We start from the raw sequence: 15,288 nt of genomic DNA on the forward strand, positions 1-15,288 counted from the left end.
CTATATTTCCCACAAAAATTAGAGACATTTCAGTCAACACCAAAGGGATGCTGATCCCACATTCGATAAAAATAAAGATTACGCTGCTGAAACATATGGATACCTGTATGCAACGTAAACCGATCAAACGTGGAGATTTGAAACATGGCATTTGATGCGTACATCAAAATCGAAGGCATTCCAGGCGAAGCGCTGGATGACCGCTACAAGGACTGTATCGAGATCACCGGGTATGGCTTCGGCATGCATCAAAGTACTTCCGCCACGGCGAGTTCTTCCGGTGGTGCATCGTCCGGAAGGACTTCCTTGAGTGATTTCTCGTTCACCAAATCACTGGACAAATCGAGCTGCAAGCTCATTGAAACCTTGTGCGCAGGCAGACACCTGAAAGAAGTTGTTTTGTCACTGCATCGTGCAGGCGGAGAAAAGGTCAAATACTTTGAAGTGCTGCTGGAAGAAGTCATCATTTCCAACTACACCCAGCATGCCAATGATGGCATACCCAGTGAAACGGTCAGTTTAAATTACGGAAAAATAAAAACCACCTACACACAGCAAAAAAGATCGGATGGTGCCGGTGGAGGAAATGTTTCGGGGGGCTGGAACCGTATTAACAACAAGGTCTATTCCTGATTTTTTTGAACGCTCATGCATTGAACCTTACAGAACGATCAGGGAAAGACTATGGCACGGCCATTTTTTACTGCCGCCTGGGCGGCTTCGCAACATATTTATGATCCGGTGGCACCGGAAAAACGAGTGGCAGAGGTGATTGGAGGGTTTGTGGCGCAGAATATAAATAATCCTGATCCTTCGACAAAGTGGAGGAACACCTGTGCTGTGCGATTAAGTTACATCCTGAACTACTCAGGATTGAAAATACCTAAGATAGCTAAACAGACAGTCTCTGGCGCAGATCAGCATCAGTACTTTTTCCGTGTATCGAACCTGAAAAGCTTTTTGGAAACGCACTGGGGCAAGCCTGAGGTCGTCAAATACCCGCCCTCTGACGGCGGAGCGCTTGCAAGAAAAAAAGGAGTTATATTATTTGAAATATCGGGTTGGACAGACGCAAAAGGCCATGCAACGTTATTTGACGGTGACATTTGCTATGACCATTGCTACTTTAACGAGCCCGACGTTAACTACCGTACGGATATGGCAAATTTCTGGAGCTTAGTTTAATGAAGCTCATTGTCACAGCCATCACAGTCTGTCTCGCACTCTTGGCAACCGAGAGCTTCGCACATACAAAATCCTCATCACCAGAGGGCATGCACCGAAGCTATGAACAAAACTTCAAGGATCTGGTCCTTGCTACCTGTATAGCAAACGCTTACGCCTCTGACGTAAAGGTCGGAATTGATGCTGGAAGTAGCGTCACCGCCATTGAGGACTGGGCAAATTACGACTGGGAAGTAGGACCCGATGAAATTCGAGCGCTCGTGAGCAAGTATCTGGCCAGAGATTATACGAACCCCTTAACCGAGTCCGAGATAAAGGGTGTGAAATTTGACCTTTTAAAGTGCTTGGACCTTTACCACAGCAAGGAGCTGAATGCCTTGACAAAAAAAACTGTCGTAAATCCAACACACACCTACATGCAGGACTACAAATAACATCCATATTCACAGGGAGGTTCGTAGAATGAAATCATGTCTTACGGCCCTAACAGCATCTCTGGTCTTAACAACATCCAACAGCTTCGCCTACACCCCCACCTCATCGCCTGAAGGAATGTACAGAACCTTTGAAAAAAACTACAAGGACATGGCCCTCGCCACCTGCATAACCACCGCTTATAAATATGATGTGAACGTCGGCATTGACGCAGGCAGTAGTGTCAGCGCGATGCGTGACTGGACCTACTATGACATGGAAAAAAGCCCCCTTGCGGTCAAGGCATTGGTTGAAAAACACCTCGCCAGAGACTACACAAACCCTTTGGCCGAATCCCAGATAAAGGGAATAAAATTCGACCTGCTGAAATGCCTGGACATGTATCACAGCAAGGAACTGGACGCGTTGACGAAAAAGGTCGTGACTCACCCGAATCAGACCTACATGCAGAATATCAAAAAGCCTTAACTACTCTCTTCATGCAACAAGCCTGTCCGGCAAACGCTGCACAGGCTATTTTCATTGCAAGCACTCTACTCCGCACATTATCTGTAGGGCGGAGACACATCATACTGACTCAATGTAATCCGATAGCTTTTTAACGTCTCCCCTCGGTGATGTATTGCTTGCTGAAATACTGATAAACAGCGCCAGTCACTTCCCCGCCTATACGGCGAACATCCTCAGAAAACCTTTTTCGATAACTCTTGTAAGAATTAACCGCAGGACACCTCCCTTCCATTTGAAGGAAATTTCCGAGAAAATCCCGGCCTCTTGCGCTTGGCTGTTCAGGTCTCTAGCCTTCATCGGTCGCTGCCCAATCAGCGATCAGGTTTGGTAGACCTGCTTTTGCTGGCGCAATGTGCCACCTCTGCGAGGCGATCCTTCTCGTCTCGTCTTTATGGTGGCCGTGCGCATGGCGTCTTCGGATGCACCGGGTGCCAGCAGCCGGTCTACCAACTTGCACACGGCCGCCACCTTATCGTTTGGTAGCGATTAGTGACGGCTCCCCCCAAGTTCTGCTGGAGTTGCAAACATGCCCCATAAAATCGTCCCCGACCCGCCCACCGCCCTGTTCACCGTCAACGCATCCGTCAGCCAGGAAGAAGCGCTCAACTACGCTTCGGATCTGCTGCGCTGCATCATCACGACGGCCTATGAGTCCGGCGACAGCACTCAGGGCACCAGCCGTGATCTGGCGTTTTCAGTATTGCACATGGCCGAGATGGCCAAAGCCATGGTTGACCGCTCACTGGAATGCATCGTTTGACCAGATGACAACCCGGGGCCACGCTCGGCCCCGCGTACACCTCAATTACGCTGATCCAGCAGGTTCACCACCAACCGGTCGATCCAGCCCCACAAGCGCTGTTTGACGCGTCGCCACAGTGGTCTGGCCTTCCAGTCTGCCAGTGTGGTTTCGGCGCTCAGGGCGAAGTCTTTTTCGAAACTGGCGACCACATCGCGGGTCAGCCCTGGGTCGAGGGCTTCGAGGTTGGCTTCAAGGTTGAAGCGCAGGTTCCAGTGGTCGAAGTTGCACGAGCCGATGCTCACCCAGTCGTCGATCAGGACCATTTTCAAGTGCAGAAAACACGGCTGGTATTCGAAGACCTTGACCCCGGCCCGCAGCAAGCGCGGGTAGTAACGGTGACCGGCGTAGCGTACGGACGGGTGATCGGTGCGTGGCCCGGTCAGCAGCAAACGTACATCGACGCCGCGCGAGGCTGCCCTGCGCAAGGCGCGGCGAACTTTCCAGGTGGGCAGAAAGTAAGGGGTTGCCAGCCAGATGCGCTTTTGCCCGGTGTTCAGCGTGCGCACCAGCGATTGCAGAATGTCGCGGTGCTGGCGAGAGTCGGCGTACGCCACACGGCCAAGGCCTTCACCGGCTACCGGGGCGGTGGGCAGATGATCCAGACCGAAGTTTTCTTTCGGGCGCCAGGCGAAACGTCGGGCATTGGCGTGAAACTGCCGGTTGAACAACGCTTGCCAGTCAAGAACCAGCGGCCCGGTGATTTCCACCATCACTTCGTGCCATTGGCTGACATCCTTGTCTGGCTCCCAGAATTCATCGGTTACACCCGTACCGCCGACCACCGCCAGCGTCTTGTCGACTACCAGCAATTTGCGATGGTCGCGGTAGAAGTTGCGCACGCCGCGTCGCCAGTGAATAGGGTTGTAGAAACGCAGAATCACACCGGCATCGGTCAGTTGCTTGCGCAGGCCGGCGTCGAAGGCTTTAGAACCGAAGTCGTCGAACAGGCAGCGCACGATCACACCACGCCTGCCCGCCTCGACCAGCGCCCGCACGATGGCATCGGCGCAGGCCCCGGCTTCGACCAGGTACAGCTCCAGGTCAACCTGCTGCTCGGCCCTGTCAATGGCTGCAATCATGCGCGGGAAGAACGCAGGACCGTCAATCAGCAATTGAAAGCGGTTGTTTTCACGCCACGGGAAAATCGCACCGTTCATATCAACGCGCCGTGAAGATCAGGACAGCCCCGACCGGGACTGACAGACTGACCGCCGACAAGCCTGCCGCGTTGCGCAGGGCATTGAAGTCCGAAACCATATCGAAGTCCTGAGCATGAATCACCAGCGGTTCGAGCGTCACAACCTGAAAGCGGCGCTCGTCGAGGCGCGTCGCCAACAGTTCGGCGTTATAGCTGTGACTCTTGCCGCGCAGGCTGACGGTCAGTGGTAAACGCAATTCCAGTTGCGCGCCGGGGGCAAGATTATTGATCGGGCGCATGTCGAGCTGGGCATTGATCTGCGCAACGGGAAACTTGTGTACCTGAAACACCTGCTCCCGCAGGCGCTCGTCACGCAGGGGAATACCGGTGCTAACGGACTCCGTTTCGACTTCCACCTCAGCCAGCCCTTTGGGGTCGACCTTGCCATGCAGCACGAGGAAGCGATGCACCTCGGCAATATCGGCATTCTTGGTTGACGTGAACGAGAGCCGCGACGACTCGTTATCCAGATACCAGTTCGCATGGGCAGGTAACGCCACTGCGGCCAGCATGACCAGCAGCAGGCGATTCATAGTGAGCATGCAGACTCCAGACGTGCAATTGAGGGCCACCTTATCCGCCTGTCTGACCTCTGGCAAACCACGACGTTCGGCAGTAATCCATCAAGGCTCGGATGGCAACAGTCGGCAGCCTTGTCGCTCACCCTGCCACGACGCACTGCTGGTTCGTCCAAGCCCGTTGGCAATGACCTTTTTCTGGCTGCTGTCGTCGATCAGCGCGCTGGGCACGTACTGTTTGACGTAGCCCATGCAATACGCCTCGGAGTTGTTCATGACGTACCTGCACGAGCAGTATTCCTTGGCGGTGTAGGCACTGATGATGGTGGGGAATGCCTGCAGGTTCACGCGGTACTGCCAGGCAAGTACCGCGAGCGCAGCAAGGATCAGCAACAGCAGGCTGCTGAAAGGTCGACGCAGGATGAACATTCGGCGACTGCTCATTGCCCGCCCTCCTTGCCAAAGGCTGCCTGTATGCGCTTGAGCATCTGATTGTGGTCGTAACTACCGTCGCGGTCATCGGCATAGCGCACGATCACCAGTTTCCGGTCAGGGATCACGTACAGCGCCTGCCCCCAATGGCCCAGTGCGGCAAAGGTATCAGGGGGCGCATCCGGCCACGGCCCCCTGCCGCCATCGGCAGTTCGATTGAGCCACCACTGGCCGCCAGGGACTTCGACGTTGGCATCTATCTGCTCGCCTGCAAACGGCGTCAACACGAAGTCCATCCACTCCTTGTTGAGCAACTGCCGAGCCTGCCATTGCCCGCCGCGCTGCATCAGCAAGCCGATGCGCGCCAGGTCGCGGGCAGTCATGTAGGCATAGGACGATCCTACAAATGTACCCACGCCATCGGTTTCCCAGACGGCACTGCGAATGCCAAGCGGGTCAAACAGTGCGGTCCACGGATAATCCGCATACGCCTGTGGCCCGACGATATTTTTCAACGCAGCAGCCAGAACCGTGCTGTCGCCGCTGGAATACAGGTACGCCTTGCCGGGGGATTTGGCTGCGCGGTGCTCGGCGGTGAAGCGCGCCATGTCGTCACGCCCACGGGTGTAGAGCATGGCGACTACGGAAGAGTTAAGCGGTGCATATTCGTAATCTTCCTGCCAATTCAGCCCCGAAGCCCAGTGCATCAGGTCTTTGATGGCGATATCGGGGTGCGCCTTGAACGGCGCGTAGAACTTCGCCACTGGATCATTGAGTTGAAAGCGCCCGTCGTTAAACGCCACGCCCAGCACTGTCGCCATCACGCTCTTGCTGATCGACCAGGTCAGGTGCGGGGTTTGCGCGGTGGTCACACCGCCGTAGCGCTCATACACAACTTCGCCATCACGAATCACCAGCAGTGCATCGGTGCGAATGCCCTTGCGTGTGGCGTCGTCGCGAGCTGGGAAGGCGTAGGCCTCGAGTTCTTCGATTGCCGCAGATCGCGGCGCAGGCTGAGATGACCATTGCTCTGTCGGCCATGTTTGAGCAACGACGCCCTGGGCACTGAAGCCCAGGATCAAAACCAGACACAGGCGGAAAGATCTACGCGGCATGACAGAGCCTCTACAGAGTAATCCGCATACCGTATCAGGGCTTCGTGACAGTCAGCCATTACCCCGGGACAGGACGCAGAGCGTCCAGAACGGCATACCCACGCGGAGCATGGGCACGATAGTGGTCCTTCGTACGCCGCTCGCTCCTCCCGCTCCACCAGCGTGGAAATGCCCACAGCGTTGCCCGTCACACAACCATCACCAAAGCTTCACAGGCATGACACGCCATCTCCCTAGCCTGCAAGTACGGCAAAGCGCCTGGACAAATCAGTCAACCAGCCAAACTCTGCATGGCTGGCTCATGGAGATTCGTATGACCCAGATCGCCCGCATTCGTGACAACACTTCTGAACGTCGTCTTCAGGCCGAGCGCCTGATTGGAGCGCGCGCCCTGCAGGAAGCACAGGCGTTGCGTTTCAGTGTGTTCAGCGAAGAGTTCAACGCCCGTCTCAACGGTGCTGAACAAGGCCTGGATATCGACGATTACGATGTTCACTGCTCGCACATTGGTGTGCGTGACCTGAACACCGGGCGTCTGGTTGCCACTACCCGCCTGCTCGACCACAAGGCCGCCAGCACGTTGGGGCGTTTCTACAGTGAAGAAGAATTCAGCCTGCACGGCCTGGTTCATCTGCAGGGTCCGATTCTTGAGCTGGGCCGTACCTGCGTAGACCCGGCCTACCGCAACGGCGGCACCATCGCGGTGTTGTGGAGCGAGCTGGCCGAGGTGCTGAACGAAGGCGGCTACAGCTACCTGATGGGCTGCGCGAGCATCCCGATGCACGACGGCGGCATTCAGGCGCACGCGATCATGCAACGCCTGCGCGAACGCTACCTGTGCAACGAGCACTTGCGCGCCGAGCCGAAAAACCCGCTGCCGACGCTCGATATCCCGAGCAATGTGATCTGCGAGATGCCGCCACTGCTCAAGGCTTACATGCGCCTGGGCGCCAAGATCTGCGGCGAACCTTGCTGGGACGAAGATTTCCAGGTGGCCGACGTCTTCATCCTGCTCAAGCGCGACGATCTGTGCCCGCGTTACGCCCGCCACTTCAAGGCGGCCGTGTGATGAGCCGGGCACGCGGCTATGCCCGCGTAGTCCGGGTGCTGCTGGTCGTGGCGCTCGGCTTGACGATTGCCGGAACGTTCGCGGTTCTCGAACGCACCAGAATCGGTGGGTCGATGGAACGCAGGCAGCGCTGGAGCCGTTGGTTCATGGCGCGCCTGACCAATGCCCTGCCGTTTCGCGTCACCGTGACAGGTCAGTTGCCAACCCAGCCCATGCTGTGGGTCAGTAACCATGTGTCGTGGACCGACATTGCACTGCTGGGCATGCTGGCACCGCTGTCGTTTCTGTCGAAGGCCGAAGTCCGGACCTGGCCGGTAGCGGGCTGGCTGGCACTGAAGGCTGGTACGCTGTTCATTCGTCGCGGGTCGGGCGACAGCCGTCTGATTCAAAAGCAGATGTGCAATCACCTGCAACAAGGCAACGCACTGCTGATCTTCCCGGAAGGCACCACCACCGATGGCAGAAGCCTGCGCACCTTCCACGGCCGTCTGCTGTCCAGTGCCATTGAAGCCGGCGTGCCGATTCAGCCTGTGGCCATCGGTTACTCGCGTGACGGCAAACCGGACCCGATTGCCCCGTTCATTGGCGACGACGATTTGCTGTCCCATTTGCGCCGGCTGTTCGCCAATGAGCAGAGCGATGTGCACATTCACCTGCTGACCCCGATTCCGACGGCGGATCAGGAGCGCGCTGCACTGGCGTTCAAGGCCCAGCAAGCCGTTCAGGTGGCGCTGTTCGGTGAACCTGTCACGGGGGATTCAGTGATCGGTAAACAAGTACCCGGCGAGCCTGCTCAGCCGAGCGAAGTGGCTTCGCGCTCGGCCAGGGCAGCCTGAGCAAAATCCTCCAATAGCGGATAGAACTCGGCGAAATCCGCACTCAAGGGCTGGTAAAGCGCCTGCAGTTCCTGCATGCCGCCTGCCAGCCCTTCGGGCCGTGACAAGCGTCGCGATATCCCGCTCAGCACCTGCCCCAGCACGTCGAAATTCCGATACGAACCCAGCCAGTCCTGCGCGGCCATGCGCGGCGCGATCAATGCGAGCCGCTCGGGCAATTGCGGCTCGGCGGCCAGCGTGCCATAGACTTTGCCAGTGAATACGTCCAGCGGCAGATCGGCATAGCGATGCCAGTCGCGAGCCAGACAATGATCGAAAAAGACGTCGAGCATAATGCCTGCATAGCGTCGCCGCTGGGATGGAAAGCGGGCAATGGAAGCCTTGATCAGCGGGTGGCTGTCAGTGAAAGCGTCAATGCTGCGATGCAGCCGAATGGCCGCTTCAAGCTCTGCAGGAAAACGTCCCGACAGCGGACCTTTGACGAAGTCGCCATACAGGCTGCCAAGCAATTGAGCAGGCCGATGCCCGCCGAGATGGAGATGTGCCAGATAGTTCATGCCTGCAAGCCTACGCCGCTTTCAAGGCCGAGGTCTATATATCGATATAACCCGATATAGCGATTTTGGCGATCCTAAGCACAAAATCATATTTGTATATCGCGAAATACAGATATAAGGTTCGCCCTATCGCGATATATCGCTACACCGCCTGTGAGAACGACATGCCTATCGACCTCGACGACATAATAAAAGCCCTGGCCCATCCGGTCCGCCGAGAAATCCTGAACTGGCTGAAGGACCCCCGCGCGAGCTTTCCTGCTCAGCAGTACTCGATCGAACACGGCGTGTGTGCCGGACAGATCGATCAGCGTGCAGGATTGTCCCAATCCACTGTCTCGGCCCATCTGGCGACCTTGCAACGCGCTGGCCTGATCAGCAGCAAGAAGGTCGGCCAATGGCATTTCTTCAGACGCAACGAAGAAGTCATACAGGCATTCGTTCAGGCGCTGGTTGAAGAGCTGAACAACCCGACCTGATTTTCCAACGTTTACCAGGAGCTGCCCCGTGCCTCTTTCGCTACTCATTCTGGCCCTGAGCGCCTTTGCCATCGGCACCACCGAATTCGTCATCATGGGCCTGCTGCCCGATGTGGCGGCTGACCTTGGTGTATCCATCCCCGGCGCAGGCTGGCTGGTCACCGGCTATGCGCTGGGCGTGGCCGTCGGCGCGCCGTTCATGGCCATGGCCACGGCAAAACTGCCACGCAAGGCTGCGCTGGTCACGCTGATGGGCATTTTCATCATCGGCAACCTGCTCTGCGCACTGGCCAGTGACTACAACGTATTGATGTTCGCCCGCGTGGTTACAGCGCTGTGTCATGGTGCGTTCTTCGGCATCGGTTCGGTAGTTGCTGCTGGGCTGGTGCCTGCCAATCGCCGCGCTTCGGCAGTAGCGTTGATGTTCACCGGTCTGACCCTGGCCAACGTGCTGGGCGTGCCTTTGGGTACTGCATTGGGTCAATACGCAGGCTGGCGCTCGACCTTCTGGGCGGTAACAGTCATCGGCGTGATTGCGCTGATCGGCCTGATCCGCTTTCTGCCGACCAACCGCAATGAAGAAAAACTCGACATGCGCGCCGAACTGGCCGCACTGAAAGGTGCCGGTATCTGGCTGTCGCTGACCATGACCGCTTTGTTTTCAGCGTCCATGTTCACCCTGTTCACCTACATTGCCCCACTGCTCGGCGAAGTCACCGGCGTATCGCCCAAGGGCGTGACCTGGACCCTGCTATTGATCGGCCTGGGCCTGACCGCAGGTAACGTGATTGGCGGCAAGATGGCCGACCGCCGCGTGTCATCCACGCTGATTGCCGTGTTTGTTTCGATGGCGGTGATCTCAACCGCTCTCAGCTGGACCAGCGCCACGTTGATCCCGACTGAAATCACCCTGTTCCTCTGGGCGGTCGCTGCCTTTGCCGCTGTACCCGCCTTGCAGATCAACGTGGTGACCTTCGGCAAAGCCGCGCCCAATCTGGTTTCAACCCTGAACATCGGCGCTTTCAATGTTGGCAACGCGCTCGGTGCCTGGGTCGGTGGCAGCGTCATCGCCCACGGCCTGGGCCTGACCAGCGTACCGCTGGCCGCAGCCATGCTGGCTGTGCTCGCGCTGCTGATCACGCTGATTACTTTCCGTCAGACCGGCAACCCCGATCTGGCACCTGCTACACACTGATCAATCACGAGGATTCGACACATGACGACTATCTTTGACCCGATCACCATTGGCGATCTGCAACTGCCAAACCGCATCATCATGGCGCCACTGACGCGCTGCCGCGCCGACGAAGGTCGCGTGCCCAATGCATTGATGTCCGAGTATTACGTGCAGCGTGCTTCTGCAGGCCTGATCCTGACTGAAGCCACATCGGTCACGCCGATGGGTGTTGGTTACCCGGACACACCCGGCATCTGGTCCAACGATCAAGTACGTGGCTGGAGCAACATCACCAAGGCCGTGCATACCGCTGGTGGCCGCATCGTGCTGCAGCTGTGGCACGTTGGCCGCATCTCCCACCCGGCGTACCTGAACGGCGAAACTCCGGTGGCCCCTAGCGCTATCGCAGCTGAAGGCCACGTCAGCCTGATGCGCCCGATCACCCCGCTGCCGACCCCGCGCGCGCTTGAACTGGCGGAAATCGGTGACATCGTCGAGGCCTATCGCGTCGGTGCGGAAAACGCCAAGGCTGCGGGCTTCGACGGCGTGGAAGTACACGGTGCCAACGGCTACCTGCTGGAACAATTCCTGCTGACCGGCTCCAACCAGCGAACTGACGAGTACGGCGGTTCGGTAGAAAACCGTGCCCGTCTGCTGCTGGAAGTGACTGATGCGGTCATTGAGGTGTGGGGCGCTGGTCGCGTGGGCGTACACCTTTCGCCTCGCTTCGACATGCACGACATGAGCGATGCTAACCGCACTGAAACCTTCAGCTACGTGGCCAAAGAGCTTGGCAAGCGCGGTATCGCGTTCATCTGTGCCCGTGAGCGTGACGCCGAAGACAGCCTCGGCCCGCAGTTGAAGAAGGATTTCGGAGGCGTCTACATCGCCAATGAAAAATTCACCAAGGACACCGCAAATACCTGGCTGGCAGAAGGCAAGGCCGACGCTATCGCATTTGGTGTGCCTTATATCGCCAACCCGGACCTGCCTGAGCGCCTGGCCAGCGATGCACCTCTGAATGAAGCGCATCCCGAAACGTTCTACGGCAAAGGGCCGGTCGGCTATATCGACTACCCACGCCTGTAACACGGCGCTGCAACAGCAAAAAACCCTGACTCGCAAGAGCCAGGGTTTTTTATCGCCCGTACTTATTGCTGTTACAGCTTAGCCTCAGGCCCGACTGTACCTAGCACATTGCCTTCGGCATCAGTGATCGTGCCGTCCGTTAACTTCCAGCGACCGTCGGGGTAGTTGACAGAGCCATCTGCCATGACCCAGGTCCCGTCCTTGTGTTGAACATCGCCGCCGGGGTGCTCGACCGAACCGTCGGCACGCACGGTGGTGCCATCCAGGTGTTGAACAGTGCCATCCGTGTGCTTCAAGGACTGGCCATCTGCCGCCGCAACACTTCCATTCGGATAGCTGACCGTACCATCCGGGTTGAAGACACTGTTGAGCGGGTGGATCAGTTGTAAAACACCGGTGCCCGTGTTGATGATTGCCAGCAGCTTGTCCAGGCGCGAAGGTGCCTCAGGGGCCGGCGGTAACTTTCGCGCAACGGGTGGTTTGATAACCGGTTTAACAGGCGGTTTTACAGGTGGCCTCACTGGCTTTCTCACCTTGATCGAGGGTTTCACAGGCGGTCTCACGGGCGGTCTCACGGGCGGTCTCACCGGACCTGTCACCTTGACCGGAGGTTTTACAGGTGGCTTTACAGGCGGTTTGAACTTCACCGGTGGCTTGGCCCGCTGGAGTAGCAAATCCTCCGGATAACCCGGTACTTCGGCGTAAGTGGGCAACGGCGTCCTGGCAACTTCGTCTACTCCCTGGCCTGAGTCTTCAGCCGGGATGTAATTTTCGGTCGTTTCTTGCGGGGCATCGGCGTACATCTCATTGATTCCATTCATTATTGAAACTCCATTTATTTAACAGTCAGGCAAGCGTAAGCCTTCCCTCCATTGGCAAGCACATATCTATTTAACGAGTACAAAAAAATGTCAGGAAATTTGCCAGCGGCTATCTGCTATGGACAGCCGCCGGCAAGTCTCGCCTTCAACGACGCGCGTTGAGCTGTTGCGACAGATTCTGGATCTGGCTGGTGAGGGTATTGATATTGCGGGTGACCTGAGCACGAAACGCGTCGAACTCGGCAGTATTGGCCTCTGCTGAAGGGGCCGGGCGGTTTTCCTGCTCGCTTTTCATGACCATCAGGTCCTGTTCCAGGCGCTCGACAGCAGCCGACGGGTTGCTCTGTTTCTTCAGTGTCGCAACATCGGCTGCCACGCTTTTGATCTGCGCATCCAGCTTGCCCTGATCGGCCTGTGCGGTTTTCAGATCGGGTAGCGCGGCTTTCAGCGTGGTCAGCTCAGCGACGACGCTTTTGAGCTGCTCCTGCAACTGCGCGCTTTCACTGTGCTGCTGGGCGGTTTGCGCGGCCATCTGCTCCAGGCGCTTGTCGAGACTGCCCTGCTGGCCTTCAACGCCCTCGCGCTGTTTGTCCTGATCTTCCAGTTGCGCTTCCAGCAGCTTGATGCGCTGCTTGAGCGCCTCGCCATCGCTGGACAGCGCCTCGGTCGCAACGACTTTGCCGGAAATATCCTGCAGGCGTCCCGCCGCTTCTTCGCTGATGCGCGCAAAGCTCTCCTGAGTGGCGACCAATTGCTGCTCCATGAGAGAAACTTGCTGAAAGCTCCACCAGCCCAGACCACAAAAGGCAATGAACAGCGCGCCGACCAACGCCCATAACGGTCCTGTGCTCGGCCCCTTTACCTTGACCACCGGTGTGGTACGCGAATAGACCGTGGTGCGTTCGCGTGCACCATTGCCCGGCGCGAAGTCGTCATCATCGTCCTTGGCGCTCAGGCTGGGAACGTCATCGACGTCATCGTATGGATCGTTGCGCATGAATAACCCTTCAGGAAGCTGTTAAACCAAAGTCGGGCAGTATAACAACAGCGCGTAACCAATCTCACTGTGCCACTACCGCATTCAGATTGCGTGCTGTGCCTGCCACCAGCCACAGAATTCATCCAGCGCCGTCCACAGGCTGACCTGAGGCTGATAATCCAGATAATGCCTGGCGCGACTGATATCAAGCGTAAAATCCCTGTTCATGACCTGCATGCCCATTCTTGACAGGGTAGGTTCAGGTCGGCCCGGCCACAGCAGGCAGGCACCTTCATTGATCGCCGCGGCACTGTAGGCCAGCCCGTATGAACGATAACGGGTGACTTGAGGCAGATGCATCTGGCGCATCACATAATTGATCGCATCCCACAGCGGGACCGGCGTGCCGTTGCTGATGTTGTAGGCCTTGCCCAGCGCCGAGCCGGTTGCCAGCAAGCTGCTCAGCATGGCTTCGTTGAGGTTGTGCATGCTGGTGAAATCCACCACATTCAAACCGTTGCCGACAATCGACAGACGCTTCTTGCGCTGCATGTGCAGCAAACGCGGGAAAATACTGTTGTCGCCTGCGCCGGTGACAAAGCGCGGCCGCAGGGCGATCACCTCCAGGCCGAACTCTTCGGCACCGAAGACCTTTTGCTCGGCCAGGTATTTGGTCGCCGCATAGTGGTTATGGAAGCGCTTGGGCACCTGCTCTTCCTTGATGCCACGGTGCGACTTGCCATCAAAGTAGATGGAGGGCGACGAAAGATGAACCAGCCTTCGCACCCTTTGTTTCAGGCAGCCTTCGACGATATTTTCGGTGAGCTGCACGTTGCCCTGCATGAAATCCTGGCGCCGTCCCCACAGGCCGACCGAGCCTGCGCAGTGCACCACCGCTTCCACGTCATCGCACAGCGCCCGCACCAGATAAGGGTCAGCGAGGTCGCCCTGGATGAACTCTGCGCCACGCCTGACCAGGTGCTCGACACCTTCGGCACGACGGCCATTGATCCGTACGCTCATGCCCTGCTCAAGGGCAAAACGCGCAAAGCGTCCGCCGATGAAGCCGCTCGCGCCGGTGACCAGAATCTTCATTTACCGCTCCGTTAACGCATCTGCAGGAAAGGGAAAACCCTGCCTGCATGGATTACACATGATCATGTTGACGATCATTCCTCGCTCAGCGGCACCAGCCAATCGGCCGAATGTTGCGCAAGATGTTCGGTAAGCCGGGTCAAGAGCTGCCCGCCATTGCGCCAATGGTGCCAGTAAAGCGGCACATCGATGCAGCGCTCCGGCAGCAATTCAAGCAGAGTGCCGCTGCGCAATTGGTCGCGCACCTGCAACTCGGGCGCAAGGCCCCAGCCCATTCCGGCCTCGATCATACGTATGAAACCTTCGGAGGACGGGCACAAATGATGCTCGAAGCCGTCCTGAACACCAAGAAGTGCCAGATAACGATGCTGCAAAAGGTCGTCCGGCCCGTACACCAGCGCTGCCGATCTGGCCAGGTTTTCCGGGCTCACACCGTGCGGAAAATGGCGGGCGATGAATGCCGGACTGGCCAGCGCCCGATAGCGCATGGCCCCCAGCAACAGGCTGCGCGCCCCGGCCACCGGACGCTCGCTGCCACACAGGCAGGCCGCGACCTCGCCGGCACGCATGCGCTTGAGGCCTACGTCCTGATCTTCAACGACCAGATCCAGCAACAGCCGGTGTTGCGTGCAAAACGCGCCGATGGCCGGTGCCCACCAGGTCGCCAGACTGTCGGCATTCAAGGCGATTCGCAGACGCTCGGGCATGCCCTCTTCATCCAGCGCCGGCACCTGACTTTGCAAGTCGCGCTCCAGCAGCCGGACCTGCTGCACGTGATTGAGCAGGCGCCGTCCGATGTCGGTCGGGCTCGGTGGCGTCGCCCGCACCAGCACCGGCAGACCAATGCGTGCCTCCAGCAATTTGATGCGCTGCGAAACCGCAGATTGAGACAGCCCCAGTACCTGAGCGGCACGCTCAAAACCGGCTTGCTCGATCACAGCCGCCAATGCAGATAACAATTTGTAGTCGAACATCAGTTTTCCTAATGAGC

General features: G+C 57.7%; 19 protein-coding genes. 10 read left to right on the plus strand and 9 right to left on the minus strand.

Going from position 1 to position 15,288, the window contains the following annotated elements:
- Window positions 1–144: 144 nt before the first annotated feature.
- The 5 genes from KP808_RS20190 (at window position 145) to KP808_RS20210 (ending at window position 2,890) form a co-directional block, all read left to right on the plus strand.
- On the plus strand, window positions 145–633 hold the full coding sequence (locus KP808_RS20190; RefSeq protein WP_230016764.1) for an Hcp family type VI secretion system effector: 489 nt from the start codon (window positions 145–147) through the stop codon (window positions 631–633).
- A gap of 51 nt (window positions 634–684) precedes the next feature.
- On the plus strand, window positions 685–1,185 hold the full coding sequence (locus tag KP808_RS20195; RefSeq protein ID WP_230016765.1) for a type VI secretion system amidase effector protein Tae4: 501 nt from the start codon (window positions 685–687) through the stop codon (window positions 1,183–1,185).
- Window positions 1,185–1,619, plus strand: coding sequence for a type VI secretion system amidase immunity protein Tai4 (locus tag KP808_RS20200; protein ID WP_005734679.1), 435 nt, complete (start codon window positions 1,185–1,187; stop codon window positions 1,617–1,619). Before KP808_RS20195 ends, KP808_RS20200 begins: the two co-directional genes overlap by 1 nt.
- Before the next feature lie 28 nt (window positions 1,620–1,647).
- On the plus strand, window positions 1,648–2,088 hold the full coding sequence (locus KP808_RS20205; protein ID WP_230016766.1) for a type VI secretion system amidase immunity protein Tai4: 441 nt from the start codon (window positions 1,648–1,650) through the stop codon (window positions 2,086–2,088).
- A 568-nt stretch (window positions 2,089–2,656) separates the two neighbouring features.
- Window positions 2,657–2,890 (plus strand): DUF6124 family protein, encoded by a 234-nt coding sequence (locus KP808_RS20210; RefSeq protein ID WP_002554991.1) that lies wholly within the window; start codon window positions 2,657–2,659, stop codon window positions 2,888–2,890.
- 41 nt (window positions 2,891–2,931) lie between these two features.
- Here the strand turns inward: KP808_RS20210 and KP808_RS20215 are convergent, their stop codons facing one another.
- From KP808_RS20215 to KP808_RS20230, 4 genes are all read right to left on the minus strand, one after another.
- Window positions 2,932–4,089, minus strand: coding sequence for a phospholipase D-like domain-containing protein (locus KP808_RS20215; RefSeq protein WP_005734681.1), 1,158 nt, complete (start codon window positions 4,087–4,089; stop codon window positions 2,932–2,934).
- Window position 4,090: 1 nt separating this feature from the next.
- A complete protein-coding gene (locus KP808_RS20220; RefSeq protein WP_230016767.1) occupies window positions 4,091–4,672 on the minus strand; it encodes a YceI family protein in 582 nt (193 codons plus the stop codon).
- 81 nt (window positions 4,673–4,753) lie between these two features.
- On the minus strand, window positions 4,754–5,092 hold the full coding sequence (locus KP808_RS20225) for a hypothetical protein (RefSeq protein WP_005741005.1): 339 nt from the start codon (window positions 5,090–5,092) through the stop codon (window positions 4,754–4,756).
- A complete protein-coding gene (locus tag KP808_RS20230; protein ID WP_230016768.1) occupies window positions 5,089–6,195 on the minus strand; it encodes a serine hydrolase domain-containing protein in 1,107 nt (368 codons plus the stop codon). Before KP808_RS20230 ends, KP808_RS20225 begins: the two co-directional genes overlap by 4 nt.
- Before the next feature lie 313 nt (window positions 6,196–6,508).
- Between KP808_RS20230 and olsB the strand changes: the two genes are divergently transcribed.
- Together olsB and KP808_RS20240 are read left to right on the plus strand one after the other, a co-directional pair.
- Window positions 6,509–7,264 (plus strand): L-ornithine N(alpha)-acyltransferase, encoded by a 756-nt coding sequence (olsB, locus tag KP808_RS20235; RefSeq protein WP_005741003.1) that lies wholly within the window; start codon window positions 6,509–6,511, stop codon window positions 7,262–7,264.
- Entirely contained in the window at window positions 7,264–8,100 is an 837-nt protein-coding gene (locus KP808_RS20240) for a lysophospholipid acyltransferase family protein (protein ID WP_230016769.1), read from the plus strand. Before olsB ends, KP808_RS20240 begins: the two co-directional genes overlap by 1 nt.
- Here KP808_RS20240 and KP808_RS20245 read toward each other — a convergent pair.
- Window positions 8,058–8,657, minus strand: a complete 600-nt coding sequence (locus KP808_RS20245) for an acyl carrier protein phosphodiesterase (RefSeq protein WP_005734687.1) — start codon at window positions 8,655–8,657, stop codon at window positions 8,058–8,060. The two genes, KP808_RS20240 and KP808_RS20245, sit on opposite strands and share 43 nt — an antisense overlap.
- 164 nt (window positions 8,658–8,821) lie before the next feature.
- Here KP808_RS20245 and KP808_RS20250 point away from each other — a divergent pair, with 164 nt between their 5' ends.
- The 3 genes from KP808_RS20250 to KP808_RS20260 are packed head-to-tail and all read left to right on the plus strand — an operon-like array spanning window position 8,822 to window position 11,402.
- Window positions 8,822–9,136: an ArsR/SmtB family transcription factor gene (locus tag KP808_RS20250; protein WP_230016770.1), complete on the plus strand. Its 315-nt coding sequence runs from the start codon at window positions 8,822–8,824 to the stop codon at window positions 9,134–9,136.
- A gap of 28 nt (window positions 9,137–9,164) precedes the next feature.
- Window positions 9,165–10,331 carry an MFS transporter gene (locus tag KP808_RS20255; RefSeq protein WP_058400745.1) on the plus strand — a complete coding sequence of 389 codons (1,167 nt, stop codon included), beginning with the start codon at window positions 9,165–9,167 and terminating at the stop codon, window positions 10,329–10,331.
- A 21-nt stretch (window positions 10,332–10,352) separates the two neighbouring features.
- Window positions 10,353–11,402 (plus strand): alkene reductase, encoded by a 1,050-nt coding sequence (locus KP808_RS20260; protein WP_002555001.1) that lies wholly within the window; start codon window positions 10,353–10,355, stop codon window positions 11,400–11,402.
- Window positions 11,403–11,473: 71 nt separating this feature from the next.
- On the opposite strand, the gene KP808_RS20265 is transcribed toward KP808_RS20260, so the two are convergent.
- From KP808_RS20265 to KP808_RS20280, 4 genes are all read right to left on the minus strand, one after another.
- Window positions 11,474–12,205 (minus strand): hypothetical protein, encoded by a 732-nt coding sequence (locus KP808_RS20265; RefSeq protein WP_230018929.1) that lies wholly within the window; start codon window positions 12,203–12,205, stop codon window positions 11,474–11,476.
- Window positions 12,206–12,368: 163 nt separating this feature from the next.
- Window positions 12,369–13,220: an ATPase gene (locus tag KP808_RS20270; protein WP_230016771.1), complete on the minus strand. Its 852-nt coding sequence runs from the start codon at window positions 13,218–13,220 to the stop codon at window positions 12,369–12,371.
- Between the two features lie 84 nt (window positions 13,221–13,304).
- Window positions 13,305–14,297, minus strand: coding sequence for an NAD-dependent epimerase/dehydratase family protein (locus KP808_RS20275; RefSeq protein WP_004656428.1), 993 nt, complete (start codon window positions 14,295–14,297; stop codon window positions 13,305–13,307).
- Between the two features lie 74 nt (window positions 14,298–14,371).
- The gene (locus KP808_RS20280) at window positions 14,372–15,271 is read right to left on the minus strand and encodes a LysR family transcriptional regulator ArgP (protein WP_058409272.1); all 900 of its coding nucleotides are present in this window, start codon (window positions 15,269–15,271) and stop codon (window positions 14,372–14,374) included.
- Window positions 15,272–15,288: the final 17 nt, after the last annotated feature.

This window comes from Pseudomonas savastanoi (assembly GCF_020917325.1).
Classification (GTDB): domain Bacteria; phylum Pseudomonadota; class Gammaproteobacteria; order Pseudomonadales; family Pseudomonadaceae; genus Aquipseudomonas; species Aquipseudomonas amygdali.